At 60.2% G+C, this 18,745-nt stretch carries 17 protein-coding genes; 5 read left to right on the top strand and 12 right to left on the bottom strand.

The window, feature by feature from the left end:
* Positions 1 to 66 precede the first annotated feature (66 nt).
* From bfr to R3C98_RS00760, 3 genes are all read right to left on the bottom strand, one after another.
* On the bottom strand, positions 67 to 555 hold the full coding sequence (gene bfr / locus R3C98_RS00770; protein WP_371312202.1) for a bacterioferritin: 489 nt from the start codon (positions 553 to 555) through the stop codon (positions 67 to 69).
* 153 nt (positions 556 to 708) lie between these two features.
* Positions 709 to 918: a bacterioferritin-associated ferredoxin gene (locus tag R3C98_RS00765; protein ID WP_371312201.1), complete on the bottom strand. Its 210-nt coding sequence runs from the start codon at positions 916 to 918 to the stop codon at positions 709 to 711.
* Positions 919 to 962: 44 nt separating this feature from the next.
* A complete protein-coding gene (locus tag R3C98_RS00760; RefSeq protein ID WP_371312200.1) occupies positions 963 to 1,670 on the bottom strand; it encodes an O-methyltransferase in 708 nt (235 codons plus the stop codon).
* Between the two features lie 77 nt (positions 1,671 to 1,747).
* Between R3C98_RS00760 and R3C98_RS00755 the strand changes: the two genes are divergently transcribed.
* Complete coding sequence (locus R3C98_RS00755) at positions 1,748 to 2,365, top strand: TetR/AcrR family transcriptional regulator (protein WP_371312199.1); 618 nt, start codon at positions 1,748 to 1,750, stop codon at positions 2,363 to 2,365.
* On the opposite strand, the gene R3C98_RS00750 is transcribed toward R3C98_RS00755, so the two are convergent.
* Both R3C98_RS00750 and R3C98_RS00745 read right to left on the bottom strand, forming a co-directional pair.
* On the bottom strand, positions 2,337 to 2,564 hold the full coding sequence (locus tag R3C98_RS00750; protein ID WP_371312198.1) for a helix-turn-helix transcriptional regulator: 228 nt from the start codon (positions 2,562 to 2,564) through the stop codon (positions 2,337 to 2,339). The genes R3C98_RS00755 and R3C98_RS00750 overlap by 29 nt on opposite strands.
* Positions 2,565 to 2,566: 2 nt before the next feature.
* Positions 2,567 to 2,983 carry a hypothetical protein gene (locus R3C98_RS00745; protein ID WP_371312197.1) on the bottom strand — a complete coding sequence of 139 codons (417 nt, stop codon included), beginning with the start codon at positions 2,981 to 2,983 and terminating at the stop codon, positions 2,567 to 2,569.
* Positions 2,984 to 3,156: 173 nt separating this feature from the next.
* On the opposite strand from R3C98_RS00745, the gene R3C98_RS00740 reads away from it, so the two are divergent.
* The 3 genes from R3C98_RS00740 to R3C98_RS00730 all read left to right on the top strand — a co-directional run bounded on the left by R3C98_RS00740 (position 3,157) and on the right by R3C98_RS00730 (position 5,472).
* Entirely contained in the window at positions 3,157 to 3,390 is a 234-nt protein-coding gene (locus tag R3C98_RS00740) for a hypothetical protein (RefSeq protein WP_371312196.1), read from the top strand.
* 92 nt (positions 3,391 to 3,482) lie between these two features.
* Positions 3,483 to 5,075, top strand: coding sequence for a lysine--tRNA ligase (locus R3C98_RS00735; RefSeq protein ID WP_371312195.1), 1,593 nt, complete (start codon positions 3,483 to 3,485; stop codon positions 5,073 to 5,075).
* A gap of 70 nt (positions 5,076 to 5,145) precedes the next feature.
* Positions 5,146 to 5,472, top strand: a complete 327-nt coding sequence (locus R3C98_RS00730) for a hypothetical protein (protein ID WP_371312194.1) — start codon at positions 5,146 to 5,148, stop codon at positions 5,470 to 5,472.
* A 6-nt stretch (positions 5,473 to 5,478) separates the two neighbouring features.
* On the opposite strand, the gene R3C98_RS00725 is transcribed toward R3C98_RS00730, so the two are convergent.
* Positions 5,479 to 8,937 carry an indolepyruvate ferredoxin oxidoreductase family protein gene (locus R3C98_RS00725; protein WP_371312193.1) on the bottom strand — a complete coding sequence of 1,153 codons (3,459 nt, stop codon included), beginning with the start codon at positions 8,935 to 8,937 and terminating at the stop codon, positions 5,479 to 5,481.
* Between R3C98_RS00725 and R3C98_RS00720 the strand changes: the two genes are divergently transcribed.
* Positions 8,936 to 9,550: an Lrp/AsnC family transcriptional regulator gene (locus R3C98_RS00720; RefSeq protein WP_371312192.1), complete on the top strand. Its 615-nt coding sequence runs from the start codon at positions 8,936 to 8,938 to the stop codon at positions 9,548 to 9,550. The genes R3C98_RS00725 and R3C98_RS00720 overlap by 2 nt on opposite strands.
* Before the next feature lie 12 nt (positions 9,551 to 9,562).
* Here the strand turns inward: R3C98_RS00720 and R3C98_RS00715 are convergent, their stop codons facing one another.
* The 6 genes from R3C98_RS00715 to R3C98_RS00690 form a co-directional block, all read right to left on the bottom strand.
* Positions 9,563 to 10,021 carry a GNAT family N-acetyltransferase gene (locus R3C98_RS00715; protein WP_371312191.1) on the bottom strand — a complete coding sequence of 153 codons (459 nt, stop codon included), beginning with the start codon at positions 10,019 to 10,021 and terminating at the stop codon, positions 9,563 to 9,565.
* An 83-nt stretch (positions 10,022 to 10,104) separates the two neighbouring features.
* The gene (locus R3C98_RS00710; protein ID WP_371312190.1) at positions 10,105 to 11,286 is read right to left on the bottom strand and encodes an acetyl-CoA C-acyltransferase; all 1,182 of its coding nucleotides are present in this window, start codon (positions 11,284 to 11,286) and stop codon (positions 10,105 to 10,107) included.
* 196 nt (positions 11,287 to 11,482) lie between these two features.
* Positions 11,483 to 11,695 carry a PilZ domain-containing protein gene (locus tag R3C98_RS00705; RefSeq protein ID WP_371312189.1) on the bottom strand — a complete coding sequence of 71 codons (213 nt, stop codon included), beginning with the start codon at positions 11,693 to 11,695 and terminating at the stop codon, positions 11,483 to 11,485.
* A 290-nt stretch (positions 11,696 to 11,985) separates the two neighbouring features.
* On the bottom strand, positions 11,986 to 14,172 hold the full coding sequence (locus tag R3C98_RS00700; protein ID WP_371312188.1) for a M13 family metallopeptidase: 2,187 nt from the start codon (positions 14,170 to 14,172) through the stop codon (positions 11,986 to 11,988).
* A 77-nt stretch (positions 14,173 to 14,249) separates the two neighbouring features.
* On the bottom strand, positions 14,250 to 17,471 hold the full coding sequence (locus R3C98_RS00695) for an efflux RND transporter permease subunit (RefSeq protein WP_371312187.1): 3,222 nt from the start codon (positions 17,469 to 17,471) through the stop codon (positions 14,250 to 14,252).
* Positions 17,468 to 18,739 (bottom strand): efflux RND transporter periplasmic adaptor subunit, encoded by a 1,272-nt coding sequence (locus R3C98_RS00690; RefSeq protein ID WP_371312186.1) that lies wholly within the window; start codon positions 18,737 to 18,739, stop codon positions 17,468 to 17,470. Before R3C98_RS00690 ends, R3C98_RS00695 begins: the two co-directional genes overlap by 4 nt.
* Positions 18,740 to 18,745 lie beyond the last annotated feature (6 nt).

Raw genomic sequence — 18,745 nt, 5'->3', positions numbered from 1 at the left:
GGCGCCCCGGGAGGCGCCTCTACATGGTCTATACATGGTGTTTATATTGGATTTTATATGGTGCGATCAGCCTTCCGGCGAGGCGTTCGCTTCGGACTGGAGCATCGTGTAGCGCTCGATCCCGATGCGCTCGATCAGTTCGAACTGGGTCTCGATATAGTCGACATGCTCTTCCTCATTGTGGAGGATTTTCCCGAACAGGTCGCGGCTCACATAGTCCTGAACCGACTCGCAATAGGCCATGGCTTCGCGCAGCAGCGGGATCGCCATGTTCTCGAGCTTCAGGTCGCATTCGAGAATTTCCTGGACGCTCTCGCCGATCTGCAGCTTGCCGAGATCCTGCAGATTCGGCAGGCCGCCAAGGAACAGGACGCGCTGGACCAGCCAGTCGGCGTGCTCCATTTCCTCGATCGATTCCTTGTATTCCTTCTCGCCGAGCTTCGAGACGCCCCAGTCCTGAAGGATGCGGGCATGCAGGAAATACTGGTTGATGGCGGTGAGCTCGTTTTTCAGCGCCTTGTTCAGGTATTCGATGACCTTCTTGTCGCCTTTCATGGGAGAGCTCCTTCAATAAGTTACGTGAATATACGTAGCAGATAGGCTGATTGGGCCTGCGCCGCAAGAAAAATCCAATTAAATCAATTGCATATGAGAGTGCGAAACAGTCTCAGACTGTTCCGGAAAATCCAGCAATACCAGAAGGTTGCCCTATTCGGCGGCCATCAGGGCCGGGGCGGGGCCGCGATCCATGTCAGTTTCCGCGATCATTTCACCGATGGACGACCGGCATTTGCCGCACTGGAACTTGCAGCCATGGTGCGCCTGCACAGCTTTCGGATTGTCCGCACCAGCCTCCACGGCGGCGCGCACGCTCTTGCAGTTAATGGCATTGCAGACACAAATGATCATGAGAACCATTTGCAGTCACTGCGAATGATTGTCAATACGGATTGTTGCGTATCTCAACGGGCCTTCCGCCAGACCGACAGCGACACGCCACTGCCAATGTCCAATATGGTCGTCTCATAGCCGTTCGATGTGTCGGAAATGTAGTCCACAAAGGGCTTCAGCGTCTTGCGGAACGTTTTGATATTGTCGGCAAAGATGACGGCGCCGGGCGCAAGTTTCGGCTCCATCAGCTTCAGGACCGGGATGTAGAGATCCTTCCAGCCATCGAGGAACAGGAAGTCGACCGGCCCTTCCAGCGGGGCGAGGCTTTCCAGCGCGTCGCCTTCCCGGATGTCCGACCAGCGTGACAGGCCAGCCTCGTTCAGGTTTGCGAGTGCGACCTGCGCCTTGGCGCTGTCCTTCTCGGTTCCGGTGAAGAAGCCGCCGGTCTCCCGCGCTGCGGCGGCCAGGTAGATGGAGGAAATGCCGTAGGACGTGCCGAATTCGACGATTTTCCGGGCGCCGCGTGACAAGGCCGTCAGGTACATGAAGCGGCCGAATTCCTCCGATACCGGGATGAAGGCTTTCGAGAGATACGGCTCTGCTGACTCGAAGACCGAGCGGCCAGTGAACTTGCCGGATATGATCGCGGGCAGGGCGCGGGCGAAGACGAGGGCATCCCGGCCGGCCGCCTGATGGTGCAGCTGTCTCAGCGTGTGGGCGACGTCGGCATCGTTCAGGCCGCTCGTCGTGTGGTCGGCATTTCTGCAATCGAAAGGCATGGGGCTTTCCTTTCCTGTCTAAAGCACCTACGTTTCAAAATATGAGCTTTAACTCACATTGAAACTCGCATTCAGGCATGACCCAGACCACGATCCCCAGGCCCAGAAAATCACCAGTACAGGCCCGCTCCGCCGCGACGGTGGACGCGATCCTCGAAGCGGCGGCTCGCATTCTCGAAAGCGAGGGATTCGAGGGCTACACGACCAATGCGATCGCAAAGCGGGCGGGCGTGTCCATCGGCTCGCTCTACCAGTACTTCCCGAACAAGGATGCGGTCACGGCGGCGCTCGTCATGGCCGATGCGATGCAGTTGCACGACAATGTCTATGCTGCGGCCGAGGCGACCGCCGGGCAGGATTTCGGGGTGCAGCTGAATGCGCTGATCGATGTCGTCGTGGCGCACCAGCTGGACCGGCCGGCACTGGCCCGGCTGATCGATGTGGAAGAACACCGGCTGGCGAGCGATCCGGAGCTGGAGGCAAAGCACGCCTCCGTACTGGCCCTGATCCGGGAGCTTCTCATGGCGAACAGGATCGATCTGCCCTTTGACCTCGATGTCGTGGCCAAGGACCTGTTCGGCATGGTGCACGGCATGTGCGACTTCGCCGGGGACTATGGCGAAACGAACCCGGGCCAGTTGAAGGCCCGCATCCGCCACGCCGTGCTCAGCTATCTTGGGGTTCCAGCCAGCTGAACACGTCTTCCAGGCCGACGCCGAACACGCGGGAAATGCGGAAGGCGCTTTCGAGGGAAGGGGAGTAACGGCCCTGTTCGATGGCGATTACGGTCTGGCGGGTCACACCGATCGCTTCGGCAAGGGCCGCCTGGCTCAAATTCCCGTGCTGTTCGCGAAGCTCACGGATACGATTCCCAATGGGGGGGCGCTTGGCCATGATCAGATGCCCCGGCTGAGATACCAGGCCAGTGAGATCACCCGCACGGCCTCGGCAAAGACGATGATGCCGATCATGGCATGGGCAACGTCCATCACGCCCAGGCCGTCAAAGGCGTGCAGGAAAGTGAACGCCACACCGCCAGCATAGGCGTAGCAGGTGTTGCGCATCGCATAGAGCGCGACGAGGGCCTCGCGTTCATCGCTTTGCGGCGCCTTGCGGTTGGCGACGCCCAGAAAGATGCCGACGCAGATCATCGCGACGACGATCAGGGCGACCGCAACGCCAACGCGCCAGTAGAGGATCATCCCTGTCTCGGGCGGGTGCCACCACAGGCCCAGATAGGCCCCGAGGATGATAACCCCGGCCAGAATGGAAATCAGCGAGGCGATAAAGTCGGATCGGAAATAGGTGGTCATGTCTTAGACTTTCATGTCAAAAATTTCTTACACGTCATGTAGTAAAACATTTTTGACATGTCAAATATTTCTTACACGAAATTTCGCGCCCGGAATCCTCTCCGGAGGGTTTGGATTTGAGCGAAAGGAAGTTCCGTCCTAGGCTGAAGGTCCTGAAAAGGAGGGAGGAATATATGTCCAACGATGCTGCAGCCGGCACAATGATGATTGTGATCGGTGTCGTTTACCTGGCGATGATCATCCTGTTCATCGTCGCCTACTGGAAAATCTGGAGCAAAGCCGGCTTCAACGGTGCCTGGTCTTTGCTGATGCTGGTCCCACTGGTCAATCTGATCGCTTTTCTGTATCTGGCCTTTGCTGAATGGCCCATTCACAAGCGCATCGGTAATCCGGATACGTTTAACTGAGGCCAGACAATAAACCGCTTCACCGGCAGCCGGCGTTCGCATCGGGCGACCGTCGGCTTCCTTTATCTGCCTTCAGGGAGACCCTGACCGAAATGACCGATTTCTCCATCCTCGCCGAATCCGCCAAGGCATGGCCCTTCGAGCTGGCGCGGAAACTCAAACAGCGTGTTGAGCAGCAGGAGAAAGCCGGCCAGCGAAAGCCGGGCGACCCGGTCATCTTCGAAACGGGTTATGGCCCCTCCGGCCTGCCGCATATTGGCACGTTCGGAGAGGTGGTCCGCACGACCATGGTGCGCCATGCCTTTGAAGTGCTGACCAAGGGCGAGATCCCGACACGCCTGATCTGCGTCTCCGACGACATGGACGGCATGCGCAAGGTGCCGCCGACCGTGCCGAACCCGGAGAAACTTGAAGCCTATCTGCAACAGCCGCTGACATCCGTGCCGGACCCGTTCGGCACGCATGAGTCATATGGCAAGCACATGAATGCGCGCCTGCGCGCCTTCCTCGATCAGTTCGGTTTCGAGTACGAATTCCTCTCGGCCACGGATTGCTACAAGTCGGGCCGGTTCGACGAGATGCTGAAGCGCGCGGCGGAGAAGTATCAGGACATCATGGATGTCATGCTGCCGACACTGGGCGAGGAACGCCGGGCGACCTATAGCCCGTTCCTGCCGATCCATCCGGAAACCGGCCATGTCCTCTACGTGCCGATGAAATCCGTCGATGGCGCAAAAGGCACGATCACGTTCGATGACGAGCAGGGCAAGGAGTTCACGCTGCCGGTCACCGGCGGACATGTGAAGATGCAATGGAAGCCGGACTTCGGCATGCGCTGGGCCGCCCTCGGCGTCGATTTCGAAATGTTCGGCAAGGACCACCAGGCCAATGCGCCGATCTATTCGAAGATTACGAAGATCCTCGGCAAGCGTCCGCCGGAACAATATGTCTACGAGATGTTTCTCGATGAAAAAGGCGAGAAGATTTCCAAGACCAAGGGCAACGGCATCTCGGTCGAAGACTGGCTGAAATATGCGCCGGACGAGAGCCTGAGCCTGTTCCAGTTCCAGAAGCCGCGCGTGGCGAAGAAGCTCTATTTCGATGTCATCCCGAAAGCGGTCGACGAATACCTGACCTTCCTGGAGAAATATCCGGAAGAGGAACCCGAGCGGCAGATCGAGAACCCGGTCTGGCACATCCACAATGGTAACCCGCCGAAAGTGGACATGCCGGTCAGCTTCGCGCTGCTGCTGAACCTCGTCGCCGTGGCGAACGCCGAAGACAAGGCCCAGCTCTGGGGCTTCATCACGCAGTATGCGCCTGAGGCATCGCCCGAGACGCATCCGCTGCTGGATGAGCTCGCCGGCTATGCGATGCGCTACTATACGGACTTCATCCTGCCGCAGAAAACCTATCGCGCCCCGACCGATCAGGAACGCGCGGCGATGGTGGACCTCTCGGCACAGCTGAAATCCTTCGCGGATAAACCGACCTCGGAAAACCTCCAGACGCTGACCTTCAGCGTCGGCAAGGAGCACAATTTCGAGAATCTCCGCGAATGGTTCAAGGCGCTCTACGAAGTGCTGCTCGGCCAGGAACAGGGCCCGCGCTTCGGCAGTTTCGCGGCGCTCTACGGCAAGGACAATACCGCCCGCCTGATCGACGAGTCGCTGGCGCGCGGCTGAGAATTGCCGCGCCGTAAGGTGCCCTCAACACTTCGCTGATCTAGTCTCCCTGTAACAGGGGAGACCAGACATGCGCATCATCCGGGCCATCCTGATCGCGGCCGTCTTCGTCTTTGCGCCGGCCTGTGTAGCGTCCAAGGTGGTGACCGCGCCGATCGGCTTCGCGGTCGACGTCGTCGGCGTTGCCGGCAAGAGCGTCATCTGGGTCGGCGGCACTGCGGTGCGCGTGACCGGCGATGCGTTGGACGGGCCGGACGAACATGTCCGCCTCGACGTGACCTACAAGAACGGCCGGCACACGAAGAAGACGATCAAGAAAAAGAACCTTGAGCGCGAGCTGAAGAAGCTCGGCAAGAAGGGCACGATCGTCGACGTCGAAGTGTCGCCTGCGCGCTAGCGGGTTTTACTCGGCAGCGATCAACGTGGTCTTCGGCGCGGGCAGCTTGCCTTCCGGCCAGCCTTTCCAGAGCTCCGCTTCCTTGACCTTCGCCGCCTGCAGCGCAGCATCCTTCACATGGCCGAAGCCGCGGATGTCGTCCGGCACACGGGCGATGGCGACGGCCAGTTCAAGATTTTTCTCCGACAGTTCAGAGGCGATCCGCTCCAGCCCGGCGAGATAGTCATCGCGCAGCTTGCGCTCGTGCTGGCGTTCTTCGGTATAACCAAACAGATCGAACCGCGTGCCGCGCAAGCCCTTGAACTTCGCAAGAAGTTTGAAGCCGAGCATCATCCACGAGCCGAAATGCTTCTTCTCGAAATGGCCGTGCGCATCTTTCTTCGCAATCATCGGCGCGGCGAGCCAGAAGCGCAGTTTGCCGCCCTTGAACTGGTTGGCGAGCTGCTCGGCGAATTTCCCATCCGTGTAGAGACGAGCGACTTCATACTCGTCCTTGTAGGCCATCACCTTATAGGCATAGAAGGCCGCCGCGCGGGCGAGCTTCTCGCCAGTGCCGTTGGCTTGCTCGGCCTTGCGTACCTTCGCGACGAGTTCGCGGAAGCGGTCCGCATAGGCTGCGTTCTGGTAGGCCGCGAGACGCGCAGCGCGGTCTTCTATCAGTTCTTCCAGCGTCTGCTCCGGCACGTCACCGCGCGGATCTTCCTGACGGATCAGGCGATCCGGGTCTTCCGCCGCGATCCGGCCGATATTGAAGGCGGCCATGTTGTCGTCGACCTTCGTGCCATTGAGGCGGATGGCGCGGTAGAGCGCACGCAGGGAGACCGGAACCTTGCCCTTCTGCCAGGCGAAGCCCGCCATGATCATGTTCGTATAAATCGCATCGTGCAGGTAGCCGACGGCGAGGGCCTCTGCATCGAAGGCATCAAAGTCACTCGCCTGCCGCTTCACGCGGGCGGATAGGAGATCGCTCTCGAAGCGTTTGGAGCGATTGCGGATGAACTCACTGGTCGGCGTTACGTCGCTGTTGGCATAGGCCGCGGTGCGGTCTGCATCCATCAGGTTCAGCGCATCGCCGCCGGCAGCCACGACCAGGTCGCAAGCGATGACGACATCGGCGCTGGCAGGTGGTACACGGCCGGTGGAAATCTGGTCCGGCTCCCGCGCGAAACGGATGTGAGAGAGGACCGGGCCGCCTTTCTGGGCAAGGCCTGTCATGTCGAGGCTGGAGGCCGCGTGGCCGTCCACATGTGCCGCCATGGCGAGAACCGCCGCGACCGTGGTCACGCCTGTGCCGCCGACGCCGGTGAACAGCACGTTATAGGGCTGGGCGAGGCTCGGCGTTTCGGGCAGGGGCAGGCCGTCGGCGCTGAAGGCCGGACGTTCCTGGTCTTCCCAGGCTGCTTCACCGTCTGTGATGGTCACGAAGCTCGGGCAAAAGCCCTTGAGGCATGAGAGATCGGTATTGCAGGTGGACTGATTGATCCGGCGCTTGCGGCCGAGCGGGGTCTCCACCGGTTCGACGGAAAGACAGTTCGATTTCACCGAACAGTCGCCACAGCCTTCGCAGACTTCGGTGTTGATGATGACACGCGTGCGATCCGGCGCGCGCAGGCCGCGCTTGGAACGGCGGCGCTTCTCCGTCGCGCAGATCTGGTCGTAGATAATGACCGAGACGCCGGGCGTTTCGCGCAGGGTCAGTTGGACCTCTTCCAGATCATCGCGGTCATAGATCTTCACACCGCCGGGCAGGCCTTTGACGTTGGCGTAGCGGGTCGTGTCTTCTGTGACGATGACGATCGTACGTACGCCCTCGGCGCGGACCTGCTGGGCGATCTGGGCCGGTGTCTGGCCGGACTCCACATGCTGGCCACCGGTCATGGCGACGGCGTCATTGTAGAGGATCTTGTAGGTCATGTTCGCGCCGGACGTGACCGCGGCGCGGATGGCGAGGCTGCCGGAGTGCGAATATGTGCCGTCGCCAAGGTTCACAAAGACATGGCCTTCACCGGTCGCCCAGTGCTGGCCGACCCAGGCAATGCCTTCGCCGCCCATCTGGCTGGTCATGTCGGTTTTCCGGTCCGGCATGAAGTTCGCCATGTAGTGGCAGCCAATCCCGGCGAGCGCGCGGGAGCCCTCCGGTACGACGGTGGAGGTGTTGTGCGGACAGCCCGAGCAGAAGTGCGGGGTACGGACGGTGGGGGTGGCGTTCGTGCGCGCGGCTTCACCGGCGCGGCCAACACGATCGAAATAGGCCGTGGCGCGGGACGTGTTCCAGCCTTCCGGGATGACCTGCATCAGCGCGGCAGCCATTTCCGGGATGGTGATGGAGGCAATGTCTGACAGGAGGCGGTTGCCGTCCCGGTCATGCTTGCCTTCGATGAAGGGGCGCTGGCTGTCGGGCAGGCGGTAGAGGACGGAGCGCAGCTGGTCTTCGATCAGCGGGCGCTTGTGCTCGATCACCAGCACACGTTCGAGGCCTGTGCAGAATTCGCGGATGTTTTGCGGCTCCAGCGGCCAGGGCATGGCGACCTTGTAGATGGCGAGGCCGAGACGGCCCGCTTCCTGTGGGTCAATACCGAGCGCGGCGAGCGCTTCGAACACGTCGCGTGCGGCTTGCCCTGTCACGACGATGCCGACACGCGGCTTCGGCGATGGCAGGATGACATGATCCAGCCCGTTGGCGCGGACATAGGCCTGCGCGGCCGGGATCTTTACCTGACGCAGACGCTGCTCTTTCAGCAAAGGGGCATCGCCCCGGCGCATGTGCACGCCGTCTTCAGGCAGGGCGAAGTCTGGCTTCACGATGTTGAAGCGGTCCAGGCCGACTTCAACCACGGAACCGGAATCCATCGTATCGGCGAGCGCGACCATGCCGGCCCAGGCGCCGGAGAAGCGGCTCATCTCCCAGGCATGGATGCCATAGTCCAGCACATCCTGGATCGAGGCCGGGTTCAGCACCGGAATCTCGGCATCCATCATCGCGAATTCGGACTGGGAGGGGAGGGTCGAGGATTTGCAATTGTGATCGTCGCCGACAATGGCGAGCACACCGCCCAGCGCGGAGGACCCGGCAGCATTGGCATGCTTGAACACATCGCCCGTCCTGTCGACGCCCGGCGCCTTGCCGTACCAGATGCCGAACAAGCCATCATATTTCGCGCCGGGGAAAAGGCCGAGCTGCTGGCTGCCCCAGACAGCGGTGGCGCCGAGGTCCTCGTTCAGGCCTTCCCAGAATTTGATGTCGTGCGCGTCCAGCCATTTCTGCGCGGAGCGCAGCTGCTGGTCGTATCCACCAAGGGGTGAACCACGATATCCGGAGATAAATCCGGCCGTGTTCACATTATTGCGCAGATCGAGGCGCTTTCGATCAAGAGGCAGGCGAACCAGTGCCTGAATACCAGTCATATACGCCTTGCCCTCGACAAGATCGTATTTGTCGTTCAGCGTAACTTCGCGATGATGCATGGATAATCTGCCCGCTCCAAGGAACTGGAAGATTATTCGACAAAAATCACGAAAAAGCTTGCCTATCTTGCGCCGATTTTGTTATAATGGGGCAAAACATGCCCTATTAAGCAAGGAATTTAGAAAATTGGCCCAAGAAATAGACTCGGTTGATGCCAAGATTCTTGACATCATCCAAAGGGACGCGGGGCTTTCCGTTGCGGAAATTGCCGATCGCGTGGGACTTTCTTCCTCTCCGTGCTGGCGCCGGATCAAACGCATGGAAGAAGCGGGCTTCATCCGCGGACGTGTGACGATTCTCGACAATTTTGCGCTCGGGCTGAATTTCGAAGTCATCGCCAGCGTGAAGCTCGCCCTGCCGAACCGCGAAAACCTGCAGGCGTTCGAGGACATGGTCCTTGCCTGGCCGGAAGTGACGGAAGTCATGACGGTGACCGGGCAGGTGGACTACATGATCCATGTCGTGACCACCGACATGCACGCCTATGACAATTTCCTGCGCGACAAGCTGCTGGGGTCCGCACTCGTCTCGGACGTGCAGTCGCGAATTGTGATCCGCGTTGCGAAACGCACGACGGCCCTGCCGCTCGATCTTGTCGAAAACGTCAAATAGATCGTCAGGCCTTCAGGCCAGGTCTAGATGGAAGAACTGGTTGAACGCGCTGCCGACATAGTCGGCAAAGGCGTCTCCGCTTCGGAAGCCGTGTTTGCGGTAAAGGGCGAGGGCCGGCTCGAAGGCCTCGCCTGATCCTGTCTCCAGGCTGACACGCCGGTAGCCTCGCGTCCGCGCAAGATCCAGAAGTGCGTTCAGCATAGCCGTCGCCGCGCCCCGGCGCAGGCTATCCGTCCGTGTCCGCATGGATTTCAGTTCTCCATGATCTGGCGCCAGCTCTTTCATCGCCCCGATCGCCAGCAGGGTGTCACCGTCCCAGACCGACAGGAAGGTGACGTCTGGCCGGTCCAGGCCCGACAAGTCCAGTGCGAAGCTGTAGCCGGGTGGCGAGGTCTCCGCCATGCCTTGCAGGTGCTGGCGCAGCAATTCGCGGATCTGCGGATCGTCGAAATCGCCGGGTTTGATGATCATGCTGGCTCCGAATGCGAACGAGCCCGGGACACTGTCCCGGGCTCGCTGGAAATTAAATCAGGTTTCGCCGCGAGGCGAGGGGCCTATGCGCGCTCCAGGCACATTGCGATGCCTTCACCGCCGCCGATGCAGAGAGAAGCCACGCCCTTCTTGGCGCCGCGGTCTTCCATGGCTGCCAGCAGCGTGACGATCACGCGGGCACCGGAGGCACCGATCGGGTGACCCATGGCACAGGCGCCGCCGTTCACGTTCACCTTGTCGTGGCTGATACCGAGTTCCTTCATGGCGATCATCGGAACGACCGCGAAGGCTTCGTTGATTTCCCAGAGCTCGACTTCGTCGACACCCCAGCCAGCCTTGGCGAGGGCCTTCTGCATGGCCGGCACCGGAGCGGTGGTGAAATATTCCGGCTCGTGCGCGTGGCTGGAAGAGGAAACGATCGTGGCGATCGTCTTCAGGCCGCGCTTTTCTGCTTCGGACTTCTTCATCAGGACGAGGGCAGCAGCGCCGTCAGAGATGGCCGAGGCATTGGCAGCCGTTACGGTGCCGTCTTTCGAGAAGGCCGGGCGCAGCTCCGGGATTTTCTCCGGCTTGGCTTCGCGCGGCAGCTGGTCCTGCTCGACAACGGTTTCGCCCTTGCGGGTCTTTACGGTCACCGGCGCGATCTCGCGCTTGAACTTGCCAGCAGCAGTGGCGTCCTGGGCACGCTTCAGCGTTTCGATGGCATAGGCATCCTGCTGCTCGCGGGTGAACTGGTATTCCCCAGCGATCTTGTCAGCGTAGAGGCCCATCGGGCCTTTGGAATATGCGTCGGACAGGCCGTCGAGGGCCATGTGGTCTTCCGCGGCCATGGTGCCATACTTGTGGCCTTTGCGGGCATTGATCAGGTGCGGGGCGTTGGTCATGGATTCCATGCCGCCGGCGATCACGATGTTGGCGTCGCCCGCGAGGATCGCGTTGCGGCCCATGACGGTGGCTTGCATGCCAGAGCCACACATCTTGTTGATGGTGACGGCTTCGAGGCCCTTGTCCTGGCCAGCCTTGAAACCGGCCTGGCGGGCAGGGGCCTGACCCTGGCCAGCGGGCAGGCAGTTGCCCATGATGATCTCGTTTGCTTCGCCCGGTGCGAGGCCGGCCTCTTTCACGGCCGCTTCGACGGCGACTGCGCCGAGTTCATTCGCGCTGAAACCGGCGAGGTCTCCGAGAAGGCCACCCATCGGGGTGCGGGCCATGCCAACGATTACGACCGGATCCTGGTCAGCCATGTGCGTCTCCTTGCTGCATCTGCGTGCTGTCTAACTTCGGAAGGCACAAAGCGCCTGACAAGGGGGCACGTCAAGCCCGACAAAAGGTCAGAAGTGGTGCGGCAAACTGGGGCAGGGGTTCGGGAGTGCCGAAAAGCAACTTTGAAATCAGGCAGAAATGCCGATTCAGCGGCTATGAGCGCGTCTGAATCCCGTATCAGGCGTCCAAGGTGAGTCCGGCTTCCGATCCGCTTTGCCAGACAACCCGTGCGGGTCCTTCAAGGCCGACCGCCTTGGCGTAAAGATGTACGTTCCGGGGCAGGCCCTCATTGGTCGGGAAGCGAACCCGGACTCCATGATGGGAATAATCCAGCACAATACATTTGCGCCGGTAGCCGGAGTCATACGCTACCACGACTTCACGGTACACTTTGGCCCGTTCCTGACGGGGCAGGTTTTGCTGGTGAGGACGGGACGCAAGCGGGGTTGCAGCCGTCTCAAGCGTACGTTGAATCCGTCCCAGATCAGGACCGTCAGGTTTTTTTGTCCCAAAGAGGCGCGGTTTCATACTCATGGCGTAGCTTAGCGCTCCGTTGGCTAATGAACTCCACCCAAGTCGCAAAATTTGGGCCGAAACCCTTAATATCCCGTTGAGTACATACGCCAGAGGCGGCGCATACTGTAGCGCCGCCTCCAGATTGCGAGATTTTCAATTCTGGATTACCAGATGTGGATGCGCTCTTCCGGCGGGAGGTAGAGCGCGTCTCCGGGCTGGATATCAAACGCATCGTACCATGCATCCAGGTTCCTGACGACGCCATTGACGCGGTAGACCGGCGGCGAGTGCGGGTCCGTCCGCATCTGCTGTCGGGTTGCTTCTTCCCGGTACTTCGATCTCCAGACCTGGGCCCAGGACATGAAGAATCGCTGGTCGCCGGTCAGTCCGTCGATCACCGGGGCTTCCTTGCCGTCGAGCGACATCTTGTAGGCGCGGTAGGCGAGGGACAGGCCACCGAGATCACCGATGTTCTCGCCCAGCGTCAGCCGGCCGTTCACGCAGGTCTGACCATCGTCAAACGGGCAGTAGGACGAATACTGCTTGGCGAGGGCATCACCCAGCTTGCGGAAGGCTGCGAGATCCTCATCGGTCCACCAGTTCCTCAGAACCCCGTCACCGTCGTATTTGGCGCCCTGGTCATCGAAGCCGTGTCCCATCTCGTGTCCGATAACACCGCCGATGGCACCATAGTTCACCGCCGGATCTGCCGAGATGTTGAAAAAGGGCGGCTGCAGAATGGCGGCCGGGAAGACGATCTCGTTGAAGGTCGGATTATAGTAGGCGTTGATCGTCTGCGGAGTCATGCCCCACTTGGTCCGGTCAACCGGTTTGCCGAGATCAGAAATGTTGTCCTCTGTTGCCCATTTCTGCGTGGCAATGGCATTTTCGAGTGCATTGCTGCCGATGACCATCGCATCATATGTCTCGAACTTTTCCGGATAGCCGATTTTCGGCGTGAAAGCGTTCAGCTTGGCCTCAGCTTTCACCTTGGTGGCGTCGCTCATCCAGCCAAGGTCTTCCAGGTTTGCTGACATGGCTGTCCGCAGGTTCTTCACCAGGTCATCCATCGCGGCCTTGTTTTCCGGCGGGAAGTAGCGCTCCACGAACACCTTGCCGATCGCTTCGCCCAGTGACCCCTGAGTGGCCTGGACGGAGCGCTTCCAGCGTTCACGCTGTTCGGGCTGGCCGCGCAGGGCGGTGCCGTAGAATGCGAAGTTCGCGTCATCGATGTCAGAGGGCAGGACGCTGCCAAAGTCCGACAGGAAATGTGCCGTCAGATAGGCTTTCCAGGTGTCCAGCGGCGTATTGCTGACGATGCCGAATACGGCTGGAAAGCCGCCGCCAAGCTTGCTGGCGTCCTCTGTGGAGATGCCTGCAGCATCCAGTTCTTCCTGCGTCGGCGGAATTTCCGTGACAAGGAAGTTTTCCTCTCCGGACACGCCGACTGTATCGAAGGAGCGCATCAGCGGGAAGTCGCCTGCCATCGCAACCAGTTCATCCTTGCTCACCTTGTTGTAGGTGATTTCCGGATTACGTGAGAGGGCGCGGTCCCAGTCGGCTTTGGCGATCTCGGTTTCAAGATCCATGACTTTCTGCGCTTCGCCAGCGGCGTCCTCATAGCCTGCCTTGTCCAGCATGAACGTCAGCAGTTCCAGATATTTCGCGCGCAACTCGACTGATTTTTCGTCGGTCTTGATATAGTAGTCGCGGTCAGGCAGGCCGAGGCCTGTGATGAACATCTGGAAAATGTTCGTGTCCGGATCCTTGTCGTCTGCAAACACGTAGCCGCCGAACGGTGACGAGAAGCCAGGCGTACCGAACAAAACCGCGAGATCGTCCAGTGACTGGACTGCGTTGATCTTGTCGAGATAGGGCTGGGCCGGTGCGAGGCCAGCTGCGTTGATGGCATCGGTATTCAGATAGGCGTTGTAGTACGCGCCGATCTTGCCTTCCGGCGTATCGATTTCCGGCTTCTCCGCGGCCAGGTCATCGATAATCTTGCGGACGCGCTGTTCGGATTTCTCAGCCAGAAGGTCGAAGGAGCCATACCGCGAGCGGTCCGCAGGGATCACGAAGGAATCCAGCCATTTGCCGTTGGTCCAGGCATAGAAATCATTACCCGGATTGACGGCCGTATCCTGAACGCTGAGGTCGATGCCCCAGCTGCCCCAATAGTCCGGTGCCGAGAGAAGGAGGCCTTCGCTCGTTTCATACTTTCCATCCGCATTGGCGACAGGCGGCGCAGTTTCAACCAGCGCGACCTTTTCCCCATCTGCCGGTGCGGATGCCTTTGGCGTGCATCCGGCCAGCAGCGCAATTGCCGCCGTGCCGATCAGAAGATGTTTCATCCTGAGTTTCTCCTTGCTCAAATCCTATGCCCCCCGCAGCGCGCGAGGGGCATACCTTGCGTTAAGTTGGTAGCAGATCATTCCGCTGGTGCCATGGGCGGACTGCCACTGCCTCCGCTCGTGCCGATCAATTCTTCTTCGTCGATCGTGACATGACCGGAATATCCATCGCCAATGTGCCGGAAGGGTTGCCCGCCCCAGGTCCAGGCGAAGATTCGTTTGACCTCCGCCCCGATGACGTAAAGCGCCGGAACGAGGAACAGCGAGATAAAGATTGCGAACCCGACTGCCGAGCCAAGCGCCACAAGCATTGGTTTCAGGAACTGGGCCTGTACGGAGCGTTGCGAGAGCAGAGGCAGGATCCCGACCATGGTCGTCAGCGATGTCAGCAGGATCGGGCGGAAACGTGACACGCCCGCATCGACCAGGGCCTGGACGGCGCCCGCGCCTTCTTCCCGGCGTTTGTTGACATAATCAATCAGGACCAGGTTGTCGTTGATGACCACGCCGGCGGCAGCGGCAATCCCGAAGAAGGAGAACAGCGCCATCGGTGTGTCAAAGAACCAGAGACCGAACAGGGCCCCGGCATAGGCGAATGGCAGGGCCATCATCAGCAGAACCGGCTGTGCATAGGACCGGAAGGCGATTGCCAGCAGGATGTACATCGCACCGATCGCCATCAGGGTCAGACGGCCAATGGAGTTCATGAACTCGTTTTCTTCTTCGAACCCGCCAGCTTCGCCGCGTTTCACGTCTGGGAACTGCTTCTGGAATTCAGGCCAGAAATTCGCTTCCATATCAGCCATGATTTCTCCGCGGCCGCCTTCGCCTTTCACTTCGGCAAAGACATAGACCGAGCGCATCCGGTCGCGCCGCAGAATGCGGTTGATGCCGGGGGCATAGGAGAAGTCGGCAACCTGCGTCACCGGGATCTCACGGCCATCTGCCGTGCGGACACGAAGCGTATTCAGGCTGTCGAGATTCTCCCGCGCAGCTTCAGGCAGGCGCACCATGACGCGAACGTCATCACCATCACGTGGAAGGCGTTGAACCTCTTCGCCATAATAGGCTTGGCGCAGCTGCCGCGAAACATCGGCCAGCGTGACACCGAGCGTTTCGGCGCCGGGTTTCATGCTGATCTGAATTTCTTCGGCGGCTGAAGAGAGGTTATCACCAATATCGTAGGCATTGGCATAGGTTGCCAGATGCGCTTTCACGACATCGGCCGCTTCACGCAATTGGTCGAGGTTCTGGTTACTCAGGGCAACCCGGACGCCTGCGTCATGGTCGTTGAATGTGAAGGCGAAATTGATTTCCTCGGCATCCTGGATTTCTCCAACATTGGCACGCACGATTTCCGCGAGGTCTTTGGAGCGGATCGTGTCCGGACGGTCTTCCGGTGCGGCGAGGCCGACAAAAGCGCGGACATTCGTGCCGTAGGCAATCACAGACGCATCCCGGATTAGGCCACCCTCGATTTCAGGATGTTCGTCCTTCGTCTGCTGTTCGCTGAGCTCGATTCCAGCCTGTAGCTGGTCGCGAACCTGGATCAGGCGCTCATACGGCGTGCCGTCCGGCATTTCGATCTGTACCTGGATCAGGTCTGCCTCAATCTCGGGCATGAACTGGAACGGCACAAATTTCATGCTGGACAGGCTGAAGGCCAGGTAGAAGAGGCAGAAGAAGAACGCCATCGTTGCGTACCGGAAGCGTATCGCAAATTCGAGCATTGGCTTGTAGATGTTGTTGGCGAACCAGAGCAGGCTGTCGGCAATCCGCCGCTGGACCTTCATGAACGCACCGCTGGCGCCATCAAAGCTCTGCTTCTTCATGTGCGCCAGGTGCGCCGGAAGGATCAGCATGCACTCAACGATGGAGAAGGAGAGGGCCGCGACTACAACGAAGGTAATTTGCTGGGTGAACTGCCGCTCCGGGCCGCTGAGAAATGCCCAGGGAAGAAAGGCGATGATCGTGGTCAGAACGCCGAAGATGATCGGCTTCAGAACCATCTGGGTACCAACGATCGCGGCATCCAGGCCTTCGCGCCGGCCGCTTTCGACTTCCTTGTGGATATTCTCCCCCACAACGATGGCATCGTCCACGATCACCCCGATCACCAGAAGCACCGCAAATGTGGAGAGAATGTTCCACGACACCCCGAGATAAGGCAGGATCAGGATGCCGCCGCCGAATGCGGTCATGATGCCAACCGTAACCCACAGGGCAACCGTCGGGCGGAGGAACAGCAACAGCACGATCAACACCAGTACTGCGCCCTGCAACGCGGACGACATGATCAGGTGCATGCGGTCATTGAAGGCTTCGGAATCATCCCAGAGGATGTCGATCTTCACGCCCTGAGGCAGGATGCCGTTTTTGGGATCGTTGGCCCGCTCGACATAGTCGCGGAAGCCCTGAGTGTACTTCACGACATCCATCTTGTCCGGCGCACGGATCATGACAAAGGCAGTCGGTTCACCGCCATAGAGCGCACTGAACTTGTCGGAGACAAAGCCGTCGATGACATTGGCAACATCCTCGACGCGGACAGTGCCTTCTTCCGTGGTCTGGCGGATAATGATGTTGTTGAACTGGTCTTTCGTGTCAGCCAGTTGGCGTGTCGTGATGGAAACATCACCTGTCGAGGATTCGATCCGTCCGCCGGACGAGTTCAGCGAGGACTGCCGGATGGCGTTCGCCACGTCGCCGAAGCTCAGGCCAAAACGGCGCAGGGATTTCTCGGTAACTTCGATGTTCACCTGCTCGTCCAGCGTGCCCTGCAGTTCGGCAAGTTCACCGCCGGGCAATTGGGCGATGTCGTCGCGCACCCGGTCTCCGAGACGTTTCAGCTCCCGGCCATCGACCTTGCCATGGACTGCAAGGCCCATGAACTGGCCGCGCTGTTCCCAGCGCCGCACCTGTGGCTGGAACGCGGCTTGCGGCAAATTGTTGATCTGGTCGATGCGAAGTTTCACTTCGTCCAGGAACTGCATCATGTCGATATCGTTCTGACCTTCGACGTTTACCGAACCGAACCCTTCCGAAGAGGTTGACGTGATACGCTTCACGCCGTCGAGATCGGCCACCGCCTCCTCGATCCGCGTGACGATCTGCTCTTCGATGTCCTGCGGCGATGCGCCGGGCCAGGCCATCGACACGGTCGCGCCGTTGAACGTTCCGACCGGGAACATTTCCCGCTCCATCGCGGTATATCCGAAGATGCCCCCGACGAAGCAGACGATCATGAGAAGGTTCGCGGCAACCGCGTTGCGGGCGAACCAGGCGACGATCCCGTTCATTCGGACGCTCCCTTGGCGCTGGTCAGGCGCATGGCTGTTTCCTCGGTCTTGTCCTCGTCCGATGTGTCTTCCACCGGTTCAAAGGTCTTGATGGTGCCGTCGGGCTGACGTTCCATCACAGTAATGTTCATACCGTCGAAGGCGGCCTGGATCGGCGAAGTGATCGCAAACTCACCCTCATCGATGCCCGTGCGGACATAGGCGCCGTGCGGGTCGGAATAGATCAGGTCGACCGTGCGGACCGACAGCGTGCCCTTTTCGGTATCGCCGATGAAGATCCGGTCGTCACCACGCAGGGACGCGCGAGGTGCAATCAGAACATCCGGGATGGTGTTACCTTCGATCACGGCACTGACGAACAGGCCCGGCGCCATAGGCGCGCCGTCATCGGCGCCCTTGCCATATGGGTCTTGCAGTTCGGCGATCACGTTGATCTGGCGCGTCTGGGTGTTCACGGCCGCGGCCGTCCGGACAACTTCACCCGTCCAGTGGCGTTCGATCCCACCAACCGTCGCCGAGAAGTCGACCTTCGGACCCGGCTGCTGGTCGCTGGCTGCGAAGGCGAGCGGCAGGCCGAGGCGGCCCATTTCCTCGTCGTCCAGCGGCAGCGAAACTTCAACGACGTCGTTGGCAAAAATCCGGCCGAGCGACTGGCCAGTGGCAACGACCTGACCGATATCCACATCGCGCTCCCACACCCTGCCGGAGAAGGGGGCGTAAACGGCGGTACGTTCCAGCGCCAGTTCGGCGTCTTTCAATTGTGCCTTGGCGGCATCGAGGGCGGCACGGGCCTGGGCCAGCTGCGGTTCGCGGCGGGCCAGCGGGGAGACGTCGGTGATGCCGAGGTCTTCGATGTCCTGCTGGGCCAGTTCGGCTTCGGCGATTTCGCGGGTCAGCCCCTGTTCGGCAGACGCCACGCCCGAGCGGGCACGGACAACGGCCAGTTCATAGTCGGCGGCCTCAACGCGGACCAGCAACTGGCCCTGCTTGATAAAGCCGCCATCGATGAAGTCGGGCGAAACATAGGCGATCCGGCCGGAGATCTGTGGTGCGACGACGATTTCGCGGCGCGGACGCACTTCGCCCTGGGCTTCGACTGTGATCTGCAGGTCGCCCCGGCGAACCTGTTCGGCGAAGACGTTGAGACCGACGCGGGCTTCTTCAGCCTTCTCCGGTTCGGGCTTCAAATTCTGCAGAACAACGGTTCCGCCGACACCGAGAACGGCGATGATGGCGATGGGGGCGGCAATGGCGATAATACGGGCCATGGGAGG

The organism is Hyphomonas sp. (assembly GCF_041398465.1).
In the GTDB taxonomy this organism is placed as follows: Bacteria; Pseudomonadota; Alphaproteobacteria; order Caulobacterales; family Hyphomonadaceae; genus Hyphomonas.
Note: the sequence above shows the minus strand (reverse complement) of the source record. Positions and strands in the feature narration are given on the sequence as shown.

Coding starts and splice junctions, on each gene's coding strand:
- R3C98_RS00765 (WP_371312201.1), bottom strand. CDS start 918: ATGGTTCTCATGATCATTTGTGTCTGCAATGCCATTAACTGCAAGAGC.
- R3C98_RS00715 (WP_371312191.1), bottom strand. CDS start 10,021: ATGATCATCAAACCCGGCGATTTCGACGATCCGCAGATCCGCGAATTG.
- bfr (WP_371312202.1), bottom strand. CDS start 555: ATGAAAGGCGACAAGAAGGTCATCGAATACCTGAACAAGGCGCTGAAA.
- R3C98_RS00730 (WP_371312194.1), top strand. CDS start 5,146: ATGCGCATCATCCGGGCCATCCTGATCGCGGCCGTCTTCGTCTTTGCG.
- R3C98_RS00750 (WP_371312198.1), bottom strand. CDS start 2,564: ATGGCCAAGCGCCCCCCCATTGGGAATCGTATCCGTGAGCTTCGCGAA.
- R3C98_RS00720 (WP_371312192.1), top strand. CDS start 8,936: ATGGATAATCTGCCCGCTCCAAGGAACTGGAAGATTATTCGACAAAAA.
- R3C98_RS00700 (WP_371312188.1), bottom strand. CDS start 14,172: ATGAAACATCTTCTGATCGGCACGGCGGCAATTGCGCTGCTGGCCGGA.
- R3C98_RS00725 (WP_371312193.1), bottom strand. CDS start 8,937: ATGCATCATCGCGAAGTTACGCTGAACGACAAATACGATCTTGTCGAG.
- R3C98_RS00740 (WP_371312196.1), top strand. CDS start 3,157: ATGTCCAACGATGCTGCAGCCGGCACAATGATGATTGTGATCGGTGTC.
- R3C98_RS00745 (WP_371312197.1), bottom strand. CDS start 2,983: ATGACCACCTATTTCCGATCCGACTTTATCGCCTCGCTGATTTCCATT.
- R3C98_RS00690 (WP_371312186.1), bottom strand. CDS start 18,739: ATGGCCCGTATTATCGCCATTGCCGCCCCCATCGCCATCATCGCCGTT.
- R3C98_RS00735 (WP_371312195.1), top strand. CDS start 3,483: ATGACCGATTTCTCCATCCTCGCCGAATCCGCCAAGGCATGGCCCTTC.
- R3C98_RS00695 (WP_371312187.1), bottom strand. CDS start 17,471: ATGAACGGGATCGTCGCCTGGTTCGCCCGCAACGCGGTTGCCGCGAAC.
- R3C98_RS00760 (WP_371312200.1), bottom strand. CDS start 1,670: ATGCCTTTCGATTGCAGAAATGCCGACCACACGACGAGCGGCCTGAAC.
- R3C98_RS00710 (WP_371312190.1), bottom strand. CDS start 11,286: ATGGCTGACCAGGATCCGGTCGTAATCGTTGGCATGGCCCGCACCCCG.
- R3C98_RS00755 (WP_371312199.1), top strand. CDS start 1,748: ATGACCCAGACCACGATCCCCAGGCCCAGAAAATCACCAGTACAGGCC.